The sequence below is a fragment of the Agrococcus carbonis genome, from assembly GCF_900104705.1.
GTDB classification, from domain to species: Bacteria; Actinomycetota; Actinomycetes; order Actinomycetales; family Microbacteriaceae; genus Agrococcus; species Agrococcus carbonis.
Genome location: NZ_LT629734.1, coordinates 2,189,652 through 2,207,895, shown reverse-complemented (window position 1 = coordinate 2,207,895; position 18,244 = coordinate 2,189,652). Strand labels below are relative to the sequence as shown.

Here is an 18,244-nt window from a genome sequence, read left to right as displayed (position 1 = left end):
CGGCGTGGCGCGCTCCAGGTGTCAGACATGGGGTACAGGCTGGGGTACATTCTCTAGGTGCTGCACGAACCGCCCAAGCGCGTCTATGGACACGCCGACATCGCCGCGATCCTGGCCGACCTGCAGTCCACCGTGACCACCCATCACGAGCTCCGCGACTGGGCCGCCCAGACCGACGTGCCGATCGAGCGCGTCGTCGCCAACCCCGACCTCACCTACGTGCGGCTCGACGCGCGCGACGTCGATCGCTCGCCCATCGTGCTCATACTGCTCGAGCAGGTGTGGGAGCGCGCGATCTGAGCCGCCGCGCCGACGGATAGACCCTCTACCAGAGGTTGAAGCCCAGGGGTACACTCGGTACGGTCCCCCAGCCATTCCAGCCCCGCCCGGCCCATACCGTCACGAGGTATCGCTTGCGTCGCCGCTCCCTGCTCCTGTCCGCCATCGCCGCCGTCGGCATCGGTGCCGGCGTGCTGGTCGCGCCCGCGGCCCCGACCGTCGCATCCGACGACCTCGCCGAGGTGCAGGAGGCGCACTTCGCGGTGATCGACCAGATCGCGCGCTGGGACGCCACCACGCCCCACCCGCGCCTCGGCGCCGTGGAGGGCGACCCCGTGGCCGGCACGATCCGCATCGGCTGGGCCGGCATGGTGCCGAGCGAGGTGCGGGCGATGGCGGATGCGGCGGCCGACCAGGGCATCGACATCACGTTCGTGCCCCAGGAGTCGAGCGAGGCCGAGCTGCTCGAGGTCGCCTACGGCCTCGCCGCTTCGATGCCCGTCGACGGCGCCTTCGCGATCGGCCTGGGCGCCGACCGGCTCTCGGTCGAGGTGCCCACGCAAGAGGTCGCCGAGGCGGTCGGCACCGAGCACATCGCGCTCGAGGGCGAGGTGCTCGACGTCATCGACGCGGCCGAGCGGGCCGCCGCCGAGGTCGGCGCCGAGGTGACCGTGGAGGAGTCGGAGACCGCTCCCGTCAACGCCGCCGGCACCCCGCTGCAGGCGGGCGCACCGCTCGACCAGGCGGCGCCCGCGCTCACCGCAGGCCGCTCGAACGACCGCACGGTGCTCTCGGGCGGCATGCGCGTGCAGACGCAGTGGCCGAGCGGCGGCTGGGTCAACTGCACCTCGGGCTTCACCGGCACCTTCGGGCACCGCCCGCTCATCGTCACCGCCGCGCACTGCAGCGACTACTACGACGGCCGCGCGGTGCGGAACGTCGCGGGCAGCCGCATCGGCACGAGCGACCTCGTGCGCGAGCTCAACGACGGCGCGCGCCCCTACGACCTCGCGATCATCGCCGCCGAGTACGACGCGCGCACGCTGCCGCGCATCTACACGAACGAGACGAGCACCGTGAACATCACGGGCACGCAGACCACCTGGCCGCCCTCGGGCTATCGCCTGTGCTCGTCGGGTCAGATCACCGGCTGGAAGTGCGACCTCACCGCCGGCCAGGCCTACGTCACGTGCTACGGCACGAGCCGCGGCAGCGAGTGCATGCACGTGCAGATCGTCCGCTCAAGCGGCGCGAGCGCCTTCTGCCTCGGCGACTCCGGCGGCCCCGTCGTCGGCCTCCCCACCTCGCGCGGCGCGACCGCCGTCGGCATCGTGTCGGGCCTCAAGTCGACGAGCAACGTGCGCTGCTCGCCCGAGGGCCTCATCGCGCCGCTGTCGCAGCTCATGAGCACCGTGCACGGCCTCCAGCTGCATACGCTCCCGTAGCCCCCTCCCCCGCTCGTCGAGTAGCGCGCGCAGCGCGCGTATCGAGACGCCCGCGGCTCCCCCGCTCGTCGAGTAGCCGCGCAGCGCGCGCATAGAGACGCCCGCCCACCTCGAGCGCCTAGCCAACCCTCAGCCCCGCCCGGCATCATGGCGCGCATGAGCGCCCAGCCGAACGACCCCGCTCACGGCACCGACGACCCTGCGGTCGTCGACGCCATCGCCGCCTGGATGCCCTCGACCCGCTGGTACCCGCTCAAGGGCCAGCAGGTCGACGTCGCCCTCGAGCGCTCCTTCGACCTCGGCGACGCCGCGATCCTCCTGCTGCGCGCGGGCGACGCCCTGCTGCAGGTGCCCGTCGCGTGGCGCGACGAGCCGGGCGCCGCACCGATCGCCCGACTCGGCGACCGCTGGCTCGTCGACGCGTGCCACGACGCGGATGCGGTGCAGGCGCTCCTCGACGCGGCCTCTGGCAAGCGCTCGGTCGCCGGCCTCGAGGGCGATGCGCTCGGCGAGCCGGCCCCCGTGGGCGACATCCGCGTGGTCGCGGGCGAGCAGTCGAACACGTCGATCATCGGCGGCGACCCCGAGGCTCCGGGCGGCCGCTGGATCGCGAAGGTCTTCCGCGTCGTCTCCCCCGGCGACAACCCCGACGTCGTCGTGACGGGCGCGCTCACCCGCGCCGGCTGCGCGCGCGTGCCCGCCCTCCGCGCCGCCCTCTCGGCGAGCTGGCCGGCCGGCGACGCGACCGTCACGGGGCACCTGATGGCGGTGTCGGCGTTCGTGCCCGGCGCATCCGACGGGTGGGAGCTCTTCCGCCGCCACGCGCTCGCCGCGCTGCGCGGCGACCCCGGCGCCACGCCCGACGCGACCGCGCTCGGCGCGGCGGTCGCGACGGTGCACCGCGACCTCGCCGAGGCGCTCGGCACCGCCGAGGCGACCGAGGCCGACACCCTGCGCTTCATCACCGGCCTCGAGCAGCGCCTCGCGTGGGCGCGCGAGCAGGCCTCGGATGCGCTCGGCGAGCTCGACGCCGAGCTCTCGCTCGCGGCCGAGCGGCTGCGCGCGATCGGCTCGCTCGGGCAGCTGCAGCAGATCCACGGCGACCTGCACCTCGGCCAGGTGCTGCGCGGCGACGACGGCGCCTGGATGCTGCTCGACTTCGAGGGCGAGCCGCTGCGCCCGATGCACGAGCGCATGGTGCGCGAGCCGCGCGTGCGCGACGTCGTGGGCATGCTGCGCTCGTTCGACTACGCGGCCGGCTGGGCGCTGCTGCAGGAGCCGGGGGGCGACCCGGCGATCGCCGGCGACTGGATCGTGCGGCGGCAGCGCGAGTTCCTCGACGGGTATGCGGATGCGATGGGTGCGGCGCCGGATCGCGACCCCGTCTTCGACGCCCTCCTGCTCGACAAGGCGCTCTACGAGGTGGTCTACGAGCTGCGGAACCGCCCCGACTGGCTGCCGATCCCCCTCGAGGCGGTGCGCGCGCTCGTCACCGCGCAACCCCAGCAGGAGCCGAGCGGTGCGCCCGCCGATCGCACCCCCGTCGAGTAGCGCCCGCCGCTCCCCTCGGCCGCCGAGCACGCGCCCCTCCCCACGCTGGTCGAGTAGCGCTCGCGCGCAGCGCGAGCGCGTATCGAGACCACACCGCTCCCCTCGCCCGTCGAGCAGCCCCCGCGCGCAGCGCAGCCGCGCATCGAGACCCCTCCGCCCCGCCCTGCTCGCCGCCGCCCTCACGATCGCCCTCACCGCCTGCACCACCCCCGCACCCGCCCCGACCCCTGGCCCCTCCATGACGACACCCGCCGCATCCGCCTCGCCCACCCCGTCAGCGACCGCCGACCCCACCGGCCGGCCCGTCGCCGTCTTCATCGGCGACTCCTACACGGTCGGCTCGGGCACGAGCCTCGAGGGCACCGGCTTCCCCGCGATGCTCGGCGAGCTGCGCGGCTGGGAGGTCGTGAACCTCGGCATCTCGGGCACCGGCTACGCGATGAGCCGCGACGCCGCGTGGTGCCCGCCGGGCGGCTGCGTCGCCTACGCCGGCGTGATCCCGGATGCGGTGGGGCACGACCCCGACATCGTCGTCGTCTCGGGCGGTCGCAACGACCTCGCCGCCGGCTCGCCCGAGCAGCTCGCGCCGGCCGTCGTCGACTTCTTCACGCGGCTGCGGGCGGCGCTGCCGGAGGCGCGCATCGTCGTCACGTCGCCGCTCTGGGACGCGCCGTCGCCGCCGCAGAGCCTCATCGACCTCGGCGTGATCGTCGAGCGCGAGGCGAACCGCATCGGCGCCGTGTACCTCGACCTGGGTCAGCCCCTCGAGAACCGGCCCGAGCTCATCGCCCCCGACGGCCTGCACCCGAACGAGGAGGGCTTGCGGCTCATCGCCGAGCGCATCGACGCCCTCCTCCCCCGATAGCTATCGGCGGCGCTGCTCCCATCCGCTGGTCGAGTAGCCGACGCAGTCGGCGTATCGAGACCGGTGGCGCAGGCCCTCCCGCTGGTCGAGTAGCCGACGCAGTCGGCGTATCGAGACCAAGATCGCTCACCTCCACCAGCTACCCTGCCGAGGAGCCCGCCCCCGACCTCGAGGACGCCCCCTTGCCCCTGCTCCGCCGCCGCACGCCCCTCGCCTTCGCCGCACTCGCCGTCACGACAGCGCTCGTCGTGACCGGCTGCGGCCCGCAGACCGAGCCGTCGCCGTCGCCCACTCCCACGCCGTCCGTGACCGCCGCGCGCCCGACGCCCACGCCGACGCCGACCCCGACCGGCCCCGTCGACCCGCTGCCCGACGGCGCCGTCACGGCGCTCCTGCTCGGCACCGACTCCCGCACGCCCGGCAGCATGACGGGCAACGCCGACGCGATCATGCTCGCCCAGATCTCGGCCGACCGGGAGACGCTCTCCCTCGTGTCGATCACCCGCGACTCGTGGGTGGCGATCCCGGGCCGCGGCTCGGGCAAGATCAATTCGGCGTTCGCGAACGGCGGCACCGAGCTCATGCGCGACACCGTCTCGCAGCTCTTCGGCGGCCTAGAGATCGACTACGTCGTGCAGGCCGACTTCGAAGGCTTCATCGCCCTCACGCGCGCGCTCGACGGCTTCGACGCCGCCAACCAGCACCCCACGCGCGTCACCGTCAACAGCACCGGTCGCGTCGTCGACTTCTCGGCCGATCCGGTGCACCTCTCAGGCACCGACGGCCTCATCTACGTGCGCCAGCGCAAGGGGCTGCCCGCCGGTGATCTCGATCGCGCCGAGCGCCAGCGCGCTGCCGTCACCGGCATGCTCGAGCGCATCGACGAGATCGCCTCGAGCGGCGACCCCGAAGCGCTCATGACCCTCTTCGGCCACTTCGCCGGCCGGCTGAAGATCACCGGCGACCTCTCGATCGACGACATGATCGCGCTCGCCGCGATGAGCCAGCAGCTCGAGCGCGACGACGTCGTGAGCCTCATGGCGCCCATCACCGGATTCGGCAATCAGGGCGGGCAGTCCGTGAACGTGGTGGATGCGGCACAGACCGCCGCACTCGGCGAGGCACTGCGGGCGGGCGATATCCGCCCCTACGTCGACGCCTACGGCACCGACTACGTGCCCTGACTATCGCCACGCCGGTCGAGTAGCGGACGAAGTCCGCGTATCGAGACCCACCACGCCGGTCGAGTAGCGGACGAAGTCCGCGTATCGAGACCACAATTCCCCTCACCCGCGAAGAGCGCCGCCCATTCGGGTCGGCGCTCTTCGCGTACTGCTTGGGTCAGCGGTTGTGGTATCGCTCCACGATGTCGGCGGGAATGCGGCCGCGGGTCGCGACCTTCAGCCCCTGCGACTCCGCCCACTCGCGGATCGCCGCCGTCTCAGATCCGCCGGAACGAGCGGTCGAACCGCCCGCCTTGCGACGCCCGGAGACACGGCGAGAGGCGCGCACATAGCGCTCGAGCACGTTCGAGAACTCCTCGATCTGCTCGTTGCCGAGGTCGATCTCGTACTCGGCGCCATCGAAGGCGAACCGCACGGTACGACCGCGGCCCTCTTCGATGCTGTCGCCGGTCAGGTCGTCGACCAATTGAACGAACGTCTTCTTTGCCATGGCGGAGAAGATAGCGCACAATTCGGTGCCCAATCTCCTCGAATGTCGAGAATGCCTGAGCGTCGGCCCATGATTGGCCATTTGCACAGCAGAATGCTCGCCAGTTGTCCCCCACGCGCGCTCATGCGCCACGAGATGGAACAATCGGGGCATGCCTTCCGCCGCGCCCGCCTCCCGCGCGCGCGCCGGGGCAACCGCCCGCATCCGTCGGCTCGCCTCCAACGCCTCGATGGCCTCGTCGACGGCGCTGCGCTCGATCGTCGACGACCCGCTGACCTTCGGCATCCAGCTCGGCCGCCGGTTCCCCGCCGCCCGGGGCGGCCTCCTCGCACTTGCCCGCGCCGCGCGCGGCGCCGACCGCGAGCTCGTCGAGCGCTGGCTCGAGGGCGACGTCGCCGCGACACGGGCGACGCTCGACGGCGTGACGGCCAGCGGCTCGCTCAGCCGCCTCGGGGCCGAGATCGCGCAAGCGGCCGGCCGCCCCGAGCTCGTCGCCGACGACCCGAGCATCCACCCCCTCACGCGCGCTCGCGCCCACTGGCAGCTCGGCGAGGCGTCGGCCGCGATCGCCCTGCTCGCGCAGCACGCACCGCGCTCGCGCCTGCACCGGGCGCTACGGGCCGAGCTCGCGCTCATGACGCCCGGCACGAGGCTGCGCTGGACGCACCGCGGCCCGGCCCTCGCGGGCGACCGCGACGGCGTGCTGCACCTGCTCACCAACTCGCTCCCCCACACCCAATCGGGCTATACGGTGCGCTCGCACGCGGTGCTGCAGGCGCAGCGCGGCGCCGGCCTCGCCCCGACGGCGATCACGCGGGTCGGCTACCCCGTGGTGGTCGGCGGCCTCCGCGCCGCGGCGCTCGACACCGTCGACGGCATCGATTACCACCGCGCGCTGCCCGCCCGCCTCGCGCCGACGCCCGACGGCCGCCTCGCGCAGCAGGCGGATGCGCTGGCGGCGCTCGCAGCCGAGGTGCGGCCCGCGGTGCTCCAGACCACCACGCACTACCCGAACGCGATCGTGGTGCGCGAGGTGGCGGAGGCGCTCGGGCTGCCGTGGGCGTACGAGGTGCGCGGCATGCTCGAGCAGACCTGGGTCGCGGGCCTCGGCAGCGACGAAGCCCGCGCACGTGCGCTCGCGAGCGAGCGCTTCCGCCTCACCCGGGAGCGCGAGGCTGAGCTCGCATCGGCAGCGGGCGTCGTCTTCACGCTCGCGGGTAGCATGCGCGACGACCTCGCCGCGCGCGGGGTGCCGGCTGAGCGCATCCACCTCGTGCCCAACGGCATCGACGAGGCGCTGCTCGAGCGCGACGTGCCGCCGGCAGCCGACGCTCGCGAGGCGCTCGGCCTGCCGCGCGAGGGCTTCTGGGTCGGCTCCACCTCGTCGCTCGTCGACTACGAGGGCTTCGACGTGCTGATCGACGCCGTGGCGCTCGCGCGCGCCGACGGCCACGACGTGCGGATGCTGCTGGTCGGCGACGGCGCGGCGCGCGCCGGGCTCGAGCGCCGCGCACGCGAGGCGGGGCTGGATGCGGCGGCGGTGTTCACGGGACGGGTCCCGCGTGAGCGCGTCGTCGCCTACCGCGACGCCCTCGACGTCTTCGTCGTGCCGCGCCGCGACAGCGAGGTGACGCGCACGGTGGCGCCGCTGAAGCCCGTCGAGGCGATGGCGAGCGGCCGGCCGCTGCTCGCGAGCGACCTGCCACCGCTTGCCGAGACGGCAGGGCCGGAGCTCGCTCGCTCGGGGGCGCTGGTCGCGCCGGACGACGCCGAGGCTCTCGCGCAGCGCATCGCGCAGCTCGCCTCGCGACCCGCGCTTCGCGTCGACGCCGCGGCCCTCGGTCGGCAGCGCGCCGCCCGTCTCACCTGGTCGGCGATCGCCCGCACCTACGCTAGTCACCTTCGCGCAATCTGCGAGTAACCCGAGTGTGGGACAATAGGATCTGGCGCCGTTCTCGCGCGCCCGAAACCTTGCACCGAAGAGATTGCTCACAACCTGATGACCTCCACGCCGCCACGCGCTGAGTCGAAGGGACTCCGGACGCAGTGGCGGCGGGCATGGTCCACGCGCAAGGCCGGCGCGTCCGCGCTCTCCGCGCCGCTCCGGCGCGAGCTGCAGACCCGCTACGGCGACCTGTCTCATCTGCGCCGCGTCGGCACCCGGCCCCCGCTTCGGGAGTACTTCACCGAGCTGTTCGACCGCCGGCACTTCATCTGGGCGGGCGCGCGCGGCGAGGCGCTCACGCGCTACTCCAACGAGCGTCTCGGCATGGCTTGGTACATCCTGCGGCCCCTGCTTGACGCCGCCTTCTACTGGGTGATCTTCGGGGTCATCCTGAACATCTCGCAAGGCATGGAGAACTACACCGCGTTCATCCTCATCGGCGTCTTCATGTTCCAGATCTCCTCGCGCGCGATCACCGGGGGCGTCAGCCTCGTCAAGAACTCGAAGGCGATGATCCGGGCGTTCGCATTTCCACGCGCCTCGCTCGGCATCTCGATGGTGCTGCGAGATCTCATGAGCTCCGCCCCGGCGATCCTCATCATGATCGTGCTGATCGTGGCGATCCCTCCGCACGAGGCGCCCAACGTGGCGTGGTCGCTCTTCCCGATCATCCTGGCCCTCCAGGTCGCGATGAGCCTCGGCTTCGTGTTCTTCTTCGGCTGGCTCGGCGCGCTGATGCCTGATCTGGCGCAGGCCATGAGCTTCGTGTCGAGGCTGCTCATGTACGGCTCTGCGGTCATCTTCCCGATCGAGCGCTTCGTCGATCACCCCGCCATCCTCGCGATCATCCAGCTCAACCCGATCTACGTGGCGCTCGACATGTACCGGATGACGCTCATCAGCGGCGCGGTGCCCCCGTTCGAGAACTGGCTGCAGCTCGCCGCCTGGGCGATCGGCGGGCTCGTCGTCGGCTTCACCCTGTTCTGGTGGAACGAGGAGCGCTATGGGCGTGAGTGACCTGCGGGACCTCCAGGCCGGCTGGCGCCTGAGCGGCGAGCCGAAGGTCACCATCGCCGCCGAGAACGTGCGACTGCGCTACACGGTGAGCCGTTCGAGCGGCGGTGCTTGGTGGCGTCGTGGCGGCAAGAGGTCGGTCACCGGTCCGGTGCTGCGCGGCATCACCATGGCCGCCCGCGAGGGCGAGATGGTCGGCATCGTGGGCCTCAACGGGTCGGGCAAGAGCTCGCTCCTCCGGGTGCTCGCGGGTCTGCAGCCTGCCACCGCAGGCACCGTCGTCGCCTCTGCCCAGCCGCAGCTCCTCGGCGTCAGCGCCGCGCTCGTGCCCGAACTCTCAGGCGAGGAGAACATCTGGCTCGGCACGTTGGCCATGGGCATGAACCCCGAGGATGCCTACTTCGCCAAGGAGCGCATCGAGCTGCTGGCGGGCATCGGCGACGCCATCAAGCAGCCCATGAAGACGTATTCGTCTGGTATGGGCGCGAGGCTGCGCTTCGCGATCTCGGCGGCGGCAGACCCCGAGATCCTCATGATCGACGAGGCCCTCTCCACGGGCGACGCGTCCTTCGCCGAGCGCGCCAAGGAGGCCATGCAGGGCCTCATCACCCGCGCGGGCACCGTGTTCCTCGTCAGCCATGCCGCGAAGACCATCGAAGACATGTGCACCCGCGCCATCTGGCTCGACGCCGGCACATTGATCGCCGACGGCCCCGCCGACGAGGTCGCGAACATGTATCGCTACTACGCCCACAGCATCGCCCTCGGCAAGGAGGAAGCGGCGAAGAACGCGCTGCTCAGCGCGACCGCATCGCATCCTCCCTCCATCTCTCAGTAACCAGCACCCATACGCTACGGAGCCCTTCATGCAGCAGCACAAGATCATGGTCGTGTACGGCACGCGCCCGGAGGCCATCAAGGTCGCCACCGTCATCGAGGCGCTCCAGAACGACGACCGGTTCGAGGCCATCCCCGTCGTCACCGGTCAGCACCGCGAGATGCTCGACCAGGTCAACAGGATGTTCGGCATCGAGCCTCGCCATGATCTCGACCTCATGAAGCCCGGACAGTCGCTCAACGGCATCGTCTCCCGTGCGATCGCCGGCGTCGACGCGGTCATCGCCGAGGAGCAGCCCGACGTGGTCGTCGTGCAAGGCGACACTTCCACGGCCATGGCGGCCGCGATCGCCGCGTTCAACCGACAGGTAACGGTCGTGCACCTCGAGGCTGGCCTGCGCACCGGTGACATCGACTCCCCCTTCCCCGAAGAGGCCAATCGCCGTCTCATCGGTCAGGTCGCCAAACTGCATCTCGCTCCCACGGGTGGCTCCCGCGACAACCTTCACCGCGAGTCCTTCGATCCGGAGACGATCGTCGTCACCGGCAACACGGTCATCGACGCTCTGCTCGAGGCTTCCTCTTGGGACACTGTGCCGGGCGACGAGCGCGTTGCCGCGGCCATTGCCGCAGGCCGCCCGCTCATCCTGGCGACCACGCACCGCAGGGAGAACCTCGGTGGCAGCATGAAGGCGATCGGCAAGGCGCTCGCCTCGATCGCCAAGAAGCACTCGGACCACGTGATCGTGCTGCCGATCCACCGCAATCCGGCGGTCCGCGAGTCGGTGCTGCCCGAGCTCGAGGGCCTCGTGAACGTGATCGTCACAGAGCCGATGGGCTATGCCGAGTTCACGAAGGTCATGAACGCTGCGACGATCGTCCTCACGGACTCCGGTGGTGTCCAGGAGGAGGCACCGGCGTTGGGCAAGCCCGTGCTCGTCATGCGAGACAACACCGAGCGTCCTGAGGCAGTCGACGCTGGCACAGTGCGCCTCGTCGGCACCAACCGGGAGCGCATCGAGTTCGAGGCCGATCAGCTGCTGACCGATCACAACGCGTACCGCGCGATGGCGAATGCGGTGAATCCGTACGGTGACGGCAGAGCATCGGTGCGCACCGTAGCCGCGATCGCAGAGCTGCTCGGCGTCGGCGAGCGCGAACCCGAGTTCAGCCCGTAGGTGAGGGTCTGCGCTAAGCGCGCTTCGACGCCCCAAATCGAGAGGATACCGAGTCGAGCAATTGCAGGTAGGCCTGCGCGATGTGGTCATACGAGGCGTGTTCTTCCACCCACGCGCGGCCGCCGCTCCCGATGAGAAGCTTAGAACGATCCCGCTGCAAGTCCGTCCAAAGCGCGACCAACCCGCCTACGTCGCCCGGCGCCACGAGGTCGCCAGCACCAGCCTCGCTCAGGATTGCTGCGGCTTCGCCCGCGATCAGCCCGGTGACGTGCTTCCCTGCAGCCAGCAGCTCGTACAACTTCGATGGGACGGTCCAGCTGAATGGTTCCCAATCGCGCAACGAGACGATCGTGGTGTCCGCCCAGCGGTAGTGGTCGATCACTTGGCTCCCGTCGACCTGACCGACGATCGAGACCGGGCTGCCGAGCCGCTGATTCATGCGACGGAGCCTGCCAACATCCGCGCCCTGCCCGACCAGACGGACCTCGATGGGTATCGAGAGCGCGCGCAGCCTTGCCGCCGCTGCGATCACACTCTCCAGGCCTTGACTGCGCCCAATGGTGCCGATGTAGAGCGCTCGCAACGCCGACTCGCTCCTGCTGTCGGCAACCTCGATCGACCGATAGCGCCTCGCGTCTGTGCCGTTTCGGATGACAGTCACCCGTTCGATGCCCCTCGCCCGCAACACCGAAGCGAACGTATCGGTAGTCGTGACGACTGCATCCGCGCGACGTTGCATCCGAGTGACGAACGTGTGCACTCGGCGCTTCAGCGCCGATGTCAGGGAACCGGGCGACCCCAGGCCCGGGGTATGAGCGACGAGGTCTGGCCAGGCGTCGCGCATCTCGGCAACCAATGGGATGTCGAAGTGCTTGGCTAGCGCCCGCCCTGCGAGCAGCGACTCCATTGCCGGAGCGCTCGCGACGACGACGTCAGGTCCAGTTGCCCTTGCAAGCATGCGACGCCCGCGCCAGTACGTCGAGACTGCCGTGACGGCGTGGTCGAGGCTGCGCGTGAAGATGTCTCCTCGATGCGGCGCATAGGAGACCCGCCGCACGGTCGCGCCCGACTCCGACTTGTGAAGAGTTCCAGGACGATACTCCCTGTGTTTCCAAGCAAGGTGGCCACGAGGGTAGTGCGGCGGCGGCGCAAGGACTTCGACGACATGACCTTCGGCGACGAATCGGCTGATTAACGCAGCCCAACGACGCTGCGGCGCACCGTTCTCGGGTTCGAAGTAGTGAGTAACGAGGAGGATTCGCATGGCTCTCGGGTGTTCGGGCAGCGAACTGCTCGTGGTTCTGGGTCGACCAGGATGAGCCGGCAGCCGCGGCACACTAGGGCGATACGTTGCTATCGTATCGAGCATGCCGAGAGCAGCGATGATCGTCGGAAGCTGCGTCTCGCGCGATGCGCTCTCCCACGTGGCTGCCGACTTCTCGGTCGAGTCGTATATCGCTCGTCAGTCGCTGATCAGCGCGGGTTCGCCGGTCGCCGCATCGCCACTGCACGCCGAACGGATCCCTTCGAGTTTCCAACGCCGCAGCATGCAGAGCGATCACCAGGGCGACCTGTTCGACCAGGTCTCGCATCGAGCTGACGTGGTCGACTTGGTCCTGTGGGACATCGTCGACGAGCGAAACGGCGTCGTGCGGTCACCGGATGGCCACTACTTCACGAACAACTGGGAGCTTCACCAGACGGGCGCGGTCGACGCGTTGCCCGAGCTGCCTGTCGTTGCGTTCGATACAGAGGAACACTTCGAACTATGGAGGCGCGGCGCGGAACGCTTCGTCGCGCTGCTGCGCGCAAAGGAGCTGTTCGATCGCACCATAGCGATACTGCCCGCCATGGCAGACCGCTTCGAGGACGGCACCAAGGTGAGTTCAGTCTCACCGCGGTTCAATGACGGCTACGGGGAGCGCTTCGAACGCTACGTCAAGTTCATCGGTGAGGAGTTGGGGATCGTCACCGTCGCGCTTCCCATCTCTGAGGTTCGCGCCGGCAGACGGCATCGCTGGGGAGTCGCCCCGTACCATTACGACGACCGCACTGAGGCGCTGATCGCCGAAGCGATCCGCCGAGTCGCGGATGAGAACCGATGGCCCTCATCTGGGCACCTGCCGACCTACTGGAGCGTCCCACCGCTCAATGGCTCCCTTGAATTGCGCGTCCACGCGTCGCAAGCGACCTCTCCGAGCGGGTTCTTGGTCGAGGCACATGCGCTCGACGCCGCTGGAGATGTGCTCTCTCCCAGCACTCTGTCGTGGCCATTCTCACGGCACGTGGGCAGCGCGTATTGCTACGTCCCGTCGACGACGGGCCCCGCCGCCATCGACCTCCTGCCCCTTGCGGCCTCCGCGGACGTTCGTTCCGTACTTCTGCGGCCGAGGAACTGGAACGATCAGTCGGCCTCGGCGGAGCGCGTCATCAGCTCGATCGAAGTGAAGTCTTCGGACTCCTGGAAACTCCTCACGCTGCGGCGAGCGCCCGAGGCCCTCGCCATGTCAGACCTGTAGGCTCTACTGGGCGCTCGAACCAGCACTGGTACGGGCGCCTACCGATGCGGACGAGGTATCTAGAGGCGGAGGCTATCGAGCATGGCGAAGCAACTACTGCTCGTAGCGGCCAGCGTCCTCGCGGCAGTGACCGCGATTCTCGCGGCACTGTCCTGGGTGGGGCCAGCGCTCGCCTCGCTGGTTGGCGCAGCAGCACTCGCCGGCGTCTACCTCGTTCGGGAGATGCGCACCGTGCGCGACTCCTTGGCTACTTCGCGACGATCGATCGCTGCCGTTTACGAACGCGACCGGCAGATTCTGACGGCGCTTGAGAGAAATCGAGAAGAATCAGCAGACAGTTCGCTGGCACTGCGCGACGATATATCCGCGATCCCAGCCAGCGCTTCCTCCGTCCTGCGCCAGGAACTCAAGTCGGTGACCACGGTGCGGCGCGAAGACCCGAGTGCCGAGGAACCATTCGCGGAGATCGTCGCGACTGCAATCCAGCATGCTGGCGCAAGAGCGCGCGTCGCTGTTCTGACGAGTTCGAGTGGCGCGAAGCAGCTGCGAGTCATCGATACCGCGATCGAACTCAGAGTCGCGCGATGGGGCACACCACAAGTGGCCGCGCTCCCGCACGCGTACTTCACCCATGTTCTCCTAGACCTGGACAGCGTTGGCGCAGCCGAGGAGGGAGATCTCGTGTGGCTCCGACGAGCGCTTCGGTGGCAGCTCGACACGGTCATCATGGCGTTGCACAGCTCTAAGTGGCCCGCAACTGCGGTATTGCGTCGGCTCGCCACGCTGCTGGACCGCCCCCTCGGCGTGGAGCGCTTGTCTGCGGGCTTCCATCTCCTGGCGCTCGCGCCGGACTCTGCAGATGGCTCTGAAAGTTGAGAGAGGCAAACATGCCGAGCACACTCACAGCACTGGCGACTGGACCCGACCCAGTGCCACCGCGACACACAGGCGCTCTCGATGCCGTCTCCGTGCTCGACGCGTTCTCGGCCCAGTGTTTCGACGGGTCAATGAACTTGTGGCCTATTACGCCCCAGAACGTCGCCACGGACCTCGATCTGATCAAGCCCGACCTCCTCTTCGTCGAGTCGGCCTGGAGTGGCAATCAAAAGGCCTGGCGCTACCAATTGACGTCGTCGACGGGTCCGAAGAAGGCGATCCGGCAATTATTGGACGCATGCAATCAACGAGGCATTCCGACCGTCTTCTGGAACAAGGAAGATCCCCCTCACTTCGAGGATTTCCTTCCCCTCGCCAGCATGTTTGACCACGTGCTGACCACGGAGGGCGACATGGTCCCGCGCTACCGCGCGGAGGCCGGGCGCGACAGCGTCGGCGTCATGCAGTTCGCGGCATCGCCGCTCATTCATAATCCGTTCCGCACCGACTCTTTTCGGCAGGGCGCCGTCTGCTTCGCCGGACAGTACTTCCAGCACAAGTACCCGGAGCGGCAGCAGCAAATGGACATGCTCTTTCCGCCAGCGAAAGAGGCAGGGCTCACGATCTACTCCCGCATGCTGCAGGGGGCGTCGGAATATCAATTCCCTGTCGCGTATTCAGACAATGTGGTGGGCTCGCTACCATACGACGAAATGGTGCACGAGTATAAGCGTCACAAGATTTTCCTCAACGTCAACTCAGTGCCGCAATCCGCTACAATGTGCGCGCGCCGCATCTTTGAACTATCCGCCTGCAAGACGGTCGTCATCTCTGCGGATTCCCCCGCGATTCGGCGCACGTACCCTGACGGCGAAGTACTGACCGTGACCAGCCAAGACGAGGCGGCCGACGCGATGTCCTTGGTGCTTCGAGACGATGTCTACCGACGTGCAATCGGACAGCGAGCTTGGCGCCGGACGGCTGCTGAGCACTTGTACCAGGACCGAGTGATGCAAATCGCTTCGCTAGTCGGCCAACCTCAGGACCGGCAGCCAAGTCTCCTGCGAGTGTTTCTCGATGCGAAGGAGGAGCAGTTGGGCGCGCTTCTCGACGCGGTGAAGCGCCAGAGCATCACCGAGCGGTTGCCCGTCGTGCTGGAAGTCCTTCTGGCACGCGGTACCGCGACGACATCCTCTGCGTCCGAGATCACAGCGCGGACTGGACTTAGGGTCCGCGTGCTTGATACGGAGCCGCTTGCTCCAACTCTCGCCCCGGACGCGCTCGCCGCGATGAGCGGCGGCACGGACTACGGTCCCGACTACCTGCTTGACCTATTCTTGATGCTTGATCGCTTTCCCGTTGGCGACGTCGTTTCCAAAGCGCGTTGGACCGACGTCGGCACCAGCGATCGGGAGGAGCGTCTTGATCCAGGCACCGATTCCGGTGCTTGGATCGCGCGCGGCGCGGCCGCGACAATGTTGCTACAGCATCAGCAAGACCCAGCGCACGATTCAAGCGCGGTTTTCCCCATACCCAGCTACGTCGCGGATCCGTTCAACTTGCGTCGGTCGGGCGACTCCGCGCCGTCAGATTGGACGTGCTGACCATGCGAATCGCTCTCTTCGACGGGATCCTCGAGACCCACCTCCATTCTTCATTGGAGCGCGCACTCGTTCGCCGGGGGCACGAGGTGTTCGCAACGGGCAAGATCGGTCATGGCTTCCGCTTTCCCCACCCTGTGGCTGAGCGACTCAACCTCGAGCGCGCGGTATCGGAAACCATCGCTTTCGCGCCCGAGTGGGTCTTCGTGTTCAGGCCCGCGTCCTTGCCGCCCCACCTTCTGGCGAGACTCAGGGATCGCGGCATCAAAACTGTCGCGTGGTTCTCGGACGACCCCGTGCTGTTCGACCTCTCGTACGGCCCGATAGTCGAGCAGTATGACCGCGTGCTGCATTGCGGCAACGAAGCAGTCCTCGGCTTCTACGAGCGCTTCTTCGGCCGCCCCACCGGGGTCAACTTTCCGTTCTGGACAGACCACGAGGCTTTCCCTCGCGTATGGCGATCAGAGGCGGAAGAGTCCCGAGCAATGTTTCTCGGGAATGTGCAGGACGCCGTCCGGAGGCGCCGGTACTTTGACCTGGCGCGGTTCGGTGACGACATTCGAATTCATGGGAAGACCGGATCGGATTATTGGAAGCGAGCCGCGGGCTACCTCGATAGCGATGCGGAAGTTGTCGTAGCCGGCGCTCGTACTACCTGGGCAATCAACATTCCACAGTTCTTCAAGGACCACCAGGGCCTCGAGACGTGGTTCCCCGGCCTAGATCGCCTGGGCTTCTTCGAATACCCCAGCAGAGTTGTCCAGTACATGGCTATGGGTATTCCTACTGTATCCATCATTCCTTCGGCTCCCGCCTTCGAGACGTATCCAGAGATGCTTGTCGTCGAAGATGTTGAGGCCGCGATCGACGTGGTCCGCGGACATTCCTGGAGTGAGCCCGAGCTCCGTGAGCTCAGCGACCGCGTCACCCGACGCTTCCGCCGGCACTTCTCTGCAGACGCGCGCGCTCAAGCGCTCGAGGCGTTCCTTTCCGACGACGATTCGTGGCAGGACCTTGACGCGGCGGAGCGTGCGCGCTGGTTCACTCGCTTCGATGGCGAGCGGTCCGGCCTCGCGCCGACGGCCGATCCGGAGCGACACGAGGATGCGTCGTATATCCACGCGCCGTCCGCACCGAGTGAACGTCGCGTTGTCGTGGTCACTGATAGACCGCCCCAGCCCACCGACCGCGCCGCCGTGCTCGTCGATTCGCTGAAAGCGCTGGGCCGCGCCGTCACGATCGTAACCGCCACAGATGAGCACCGAGCCCTCGACACCGTCGTCAGTGCCCGTGATGCGAGCGATGCGATCGTCCTGGTCTGCTCCAACAGGCTGAAGCTTTCGGGTCAGTACTCACGCCAGCTAAGCGATGTCCGGTCGACGAGCGTGCTAGTGCTGGACGGCCAGTTCGAGGTCAATCGGGCTAGCGCCGCAATGACCCGGAACTTCGACGTGCTCGCTTTCTCCGACCCGCTCACGCTGTCCCGCTTTCGGGACGCCGGCTTTGAACGCGCGATCAGCCTTCCGCACGTGATCGCACCCACGTTTGTCGAAGCCGTCGCCAAGCAGCGCCCTGCAGCGCGGGCGTCGTTGCGCCTTAGCGCGAGCGCCAACGTGGAGGAAGCAATGTCGCCGGGCTTCTCGGTGGACCTCGCGGACGCGGGCATTGCGCTCGAGTCATGGGAATCGCTGCGAGAGCTCCCGCTAGCCGAACTCGCCAGGGCGGTTACGTCCGAGACTGCTTTCATTAGCCCTGCTGGGACACGCAGCAAGCCCGTGTTCGACAGCCTCTTCCACCATGCGTGGTTCGCCGCTGAGCATGTGTTTCTCCCTCGCCTCAACGACCTGACCGAATATCCCCACCTGGCGGACACGTCGGTGCTAATCGGCGACCCCGGCGAACTCGGCAGGAAGTCTTGGCGATTGCTTCACTCACCGCGCTGGAGTCGCACCCTGCGCGATGCGTCGACCAAGTGGCGCTCGCGCTTCGTAGGTACAGACGCAGTGCGTGACTTCTTGCACCGAGTTGAGCGCCAGCCAGCCATCGATCACGCACAGCTGTCATCGAACACCGGCCTGCTCGACCAAGGCTCCGCACTCACGACATCACTCTGGGCACTCGCCGGGGATGCGCGCGCGCTGAAGATACGCATTGCAGCGCGGGAACGATACTTCGCCGAGCCGCAACTCGAGGTCAGGGTGCGCGCGGAAGGTAAGCATGTCTGGTCCGCACGCGTGGGTACGGGTACTAGCTTTGCTGTCGCCATTCGAGACTCAGTTGATCCCCGCTCGGTGGAGGTCCAGGTCCGCTATACAGGGCGTTCTCGAAACGTGAGCGTCGCTGAGTCCCACCGTATCCGCATCACGTCGTCGGCCACTGACGCGCCGCAGTTGCCCCGCGTCAGGAGCGGCAGCGACGTCACTGTCGTGGAGATTGTCCAACCCGGCGCTTGAGCAACGC

The 18,244-nt window shown here is 68.3% G+C and carries 15 protein-coding genes; 13 read left to right on the top strand and 2 right to left on the bottom strand.

Features of this window, described 5'->3' with window-relative positions; genetic code table 11:
- Nucleotides 1-57: 57 nt before the first annotated feature.
- The 5 genes from BLT67_RS10630 to BLT67_RS10610 all read left to right on the top strand — a co-directional run bounded on the left by BLT67_RS10630 (nt 58) and on the right by BLT67_RS10610 (nt 5,324).
- Entirely contained in the window at nt 58-300 is a 243-nt protein-coding gene (locus BLT67_RS10630) for a hypothetical protein (protein ID WP_092666994.1), read from the top strand.
- Nucleotides 301-413: 113 nt separating this feature from the next.
- On the top strand, nt 414-1,724 hold the full coding sequence (locus tag BLT67_RS10625) for a trypsin-like serine protease (protein WP_092666993.1): 1,311 nt from the start codon (nt 414-416) through the stop codon (nt 1,722-1,724).
- Between the two features lie 156 nt (nt 1,725-1,880).
- Nucleotides 1,881-3,275, top strand: coding sequence for a maltokinase N-terminal cap-like domain-containing protein (locus tag BLT67_RS10620; RefSeq protein ID WP_092666992.1), 1,395 nt, complete (start codon nt 1,881-1,883; stop codon nt 3,273-3,275).
- A 238-nt stretch (nt 3,276-3,513) separates the two neighbouring features.
- Entirely contained in the window at nt 3,514-4,140 is a 627-nt protein-coding gene (locus tag BLT67_RS10615; RefSeq protein ID WP_092666991.1) for an SGNH/GDSL hydrolase family protein, read from the top strand.
- A gap of 182 nt (nt 4,141-4,322) precedes the next feature.
- On the top strand, nt 4,323-5,324 hold the full coding sequence (locus BLT67_RS10610) for an LCP family protein (protein ID WP_092666990.1): 1,002 nt from the start codon (nt 4,323-4,325) through the stop codon (nt 5,322-5,324).
- Nucleotides 5,325-5,481: 157 nt separating this feature from the next.
- Here the strand turns inward: BLT67_RS10610 and BLT67_RS10605 are convergent, their stop codons facing one another.
- Nucleotides 5,482-5,814, bottom strand: a complete 333-nt coding sequence (locus BLT67_RS10605) for a histone-like nucleoid-structuring protein Lsr2 (protein ID WP_092666989.1) — start codon at nt 5,812-5,814, stop codon at nt 5,482-5,484.
- Between the two features lie 151 nt (nt 5,815-5,965).
- Here BLT67_RS10605 and BLT67_RS10600 point away from each other — a divergent pair, with 151 nt between their 5' ends.
- The 4 genes from BLT67_RS10600 (at nt 5,966) to wecB (ending at nt 10,788) form a co-directional block, all read left to right on the top strand.
- Nucleotides 5,966-7,735 carry a glycosyltransferase gene (locus BLT67_RS10600; RefSeq protein ID WP_092666988.1) on the top strand — a complete coding sequence of 590 codons (1,770 nt, stop codon included), beginning with the start codon at nt 5,966-5,968 and terminating at the stop codon, nt 7,733-7,735.
- Nucleotides 7,736-7,813: 78 nt separating this feature from the next.
- Nucleotides 7,814-8,776, top strand: a complete 963-nt coding sequence (locus BLT67_RS10595) for an ABC transporter permease (protein ID WP_092666987.1) — start codon at nt 7,814-7,816, stop codon at nt 8,774-8,776.
- Nucleotides 8,777-8,843: 67 nt separating this feature from the next.
- Nucleotides 8,844-9,611, top strand: coding sequence for an ABC transporter ATP-binding protein (locus BLT67_RS10590; protein WP_231945473.1), 768 nt, complete (start codon nt 8,844-8,846; stop codon nt 9,609-9,611).
- A gap of 28 nt (nt 9,612-9,639) precedes the next feature.
- Nucleotides 9,640-10,788, top strand: coding sequence for a non-hydrolyzing UDP-N-acetylglucosamine 2-epimerase (wecB, locus tag BLT67_RS10585; RefSeq protein WP_092666985.1), 1,149 nt, complete (start codon nt 9,640-9,642; stop codon nt 10,786-10,788).
- A gap of 13 nt (nt 10,789-10,801) precedes the next feature.
- Here wecB and BLT67_RS10580 read toward each other — a convergent pair whose 3' ends face one another.
- Nucleotides 10,802-12,052 carry a glycosyltransferase family 4 protein gene (locus tag BLT67_RS10580; protein ID WP_092666984.1) on the bottom strand — a complete coding sequence of 417 codons (1,251 nt, stop codon included), beginning with the start codon at nt 12,050-12,052 and terminating at the stop codon, nt 10,802-10,804.
- 103 nt (nt 12,053-12,155) lie between these two features.
- Between BLT67_RS10580 and BLT67_RS10575 the strand changes: the two genes are divergently transcribed.
- From BLT67_RS10575 to BLT67_RS10560, 4 genes are all read left to right on the top strand, one after another.
- Nucleotides 12,156-13,307, top strand: coding sequence for a DUF6270 domain-containing protein (locus tag BLT67_RS10575; RefSeq protein WP_157674328.1), 1,152 nt, complete (start codon nt 12,156-12,158; stop codon nt 13,305-13,307).
- Between the two features lie 81 nt (nt 13,308-13,388).
- Nucleotides 13,389-14,183: a hypothetical protein gene (locus BLT67_RS10570; protein ID WP_092666982.1), complete on the top strand. Its 795-nt coding sequence runs from the start codon at nt 13,389-13,391 to the stop codon at nt 14,181-14,183.
- Nucleotides 14,184-14,275: 92 nt separating this feature from the next.
- On the top strand, nt 14,276-15,787 hold the full coding sequence (locus tag BLT67_RS10565) for a CgeB family protein (protein WP_157674327.1): 1,512 nt from the start codon (nt 14,276-14,278) through the stop codon (nt 15,785-15,787).
- Complete coding sequence (locus BLT67_RS10560; protein ID WP_157674326.1) at nt 15,781-18,237, top strand: glycosyltransferase; 2,457 nt, start codon at nt 15,781-15,783, stop codon at nt 18,235-18,237. Before BLT67_RS10565 ends, BLT67_RS10560 begins: the two co-directional genes overlap by 7 nt.
- Nucleotides 18,238-18,244: the final 7 nt, after the last annotated feature.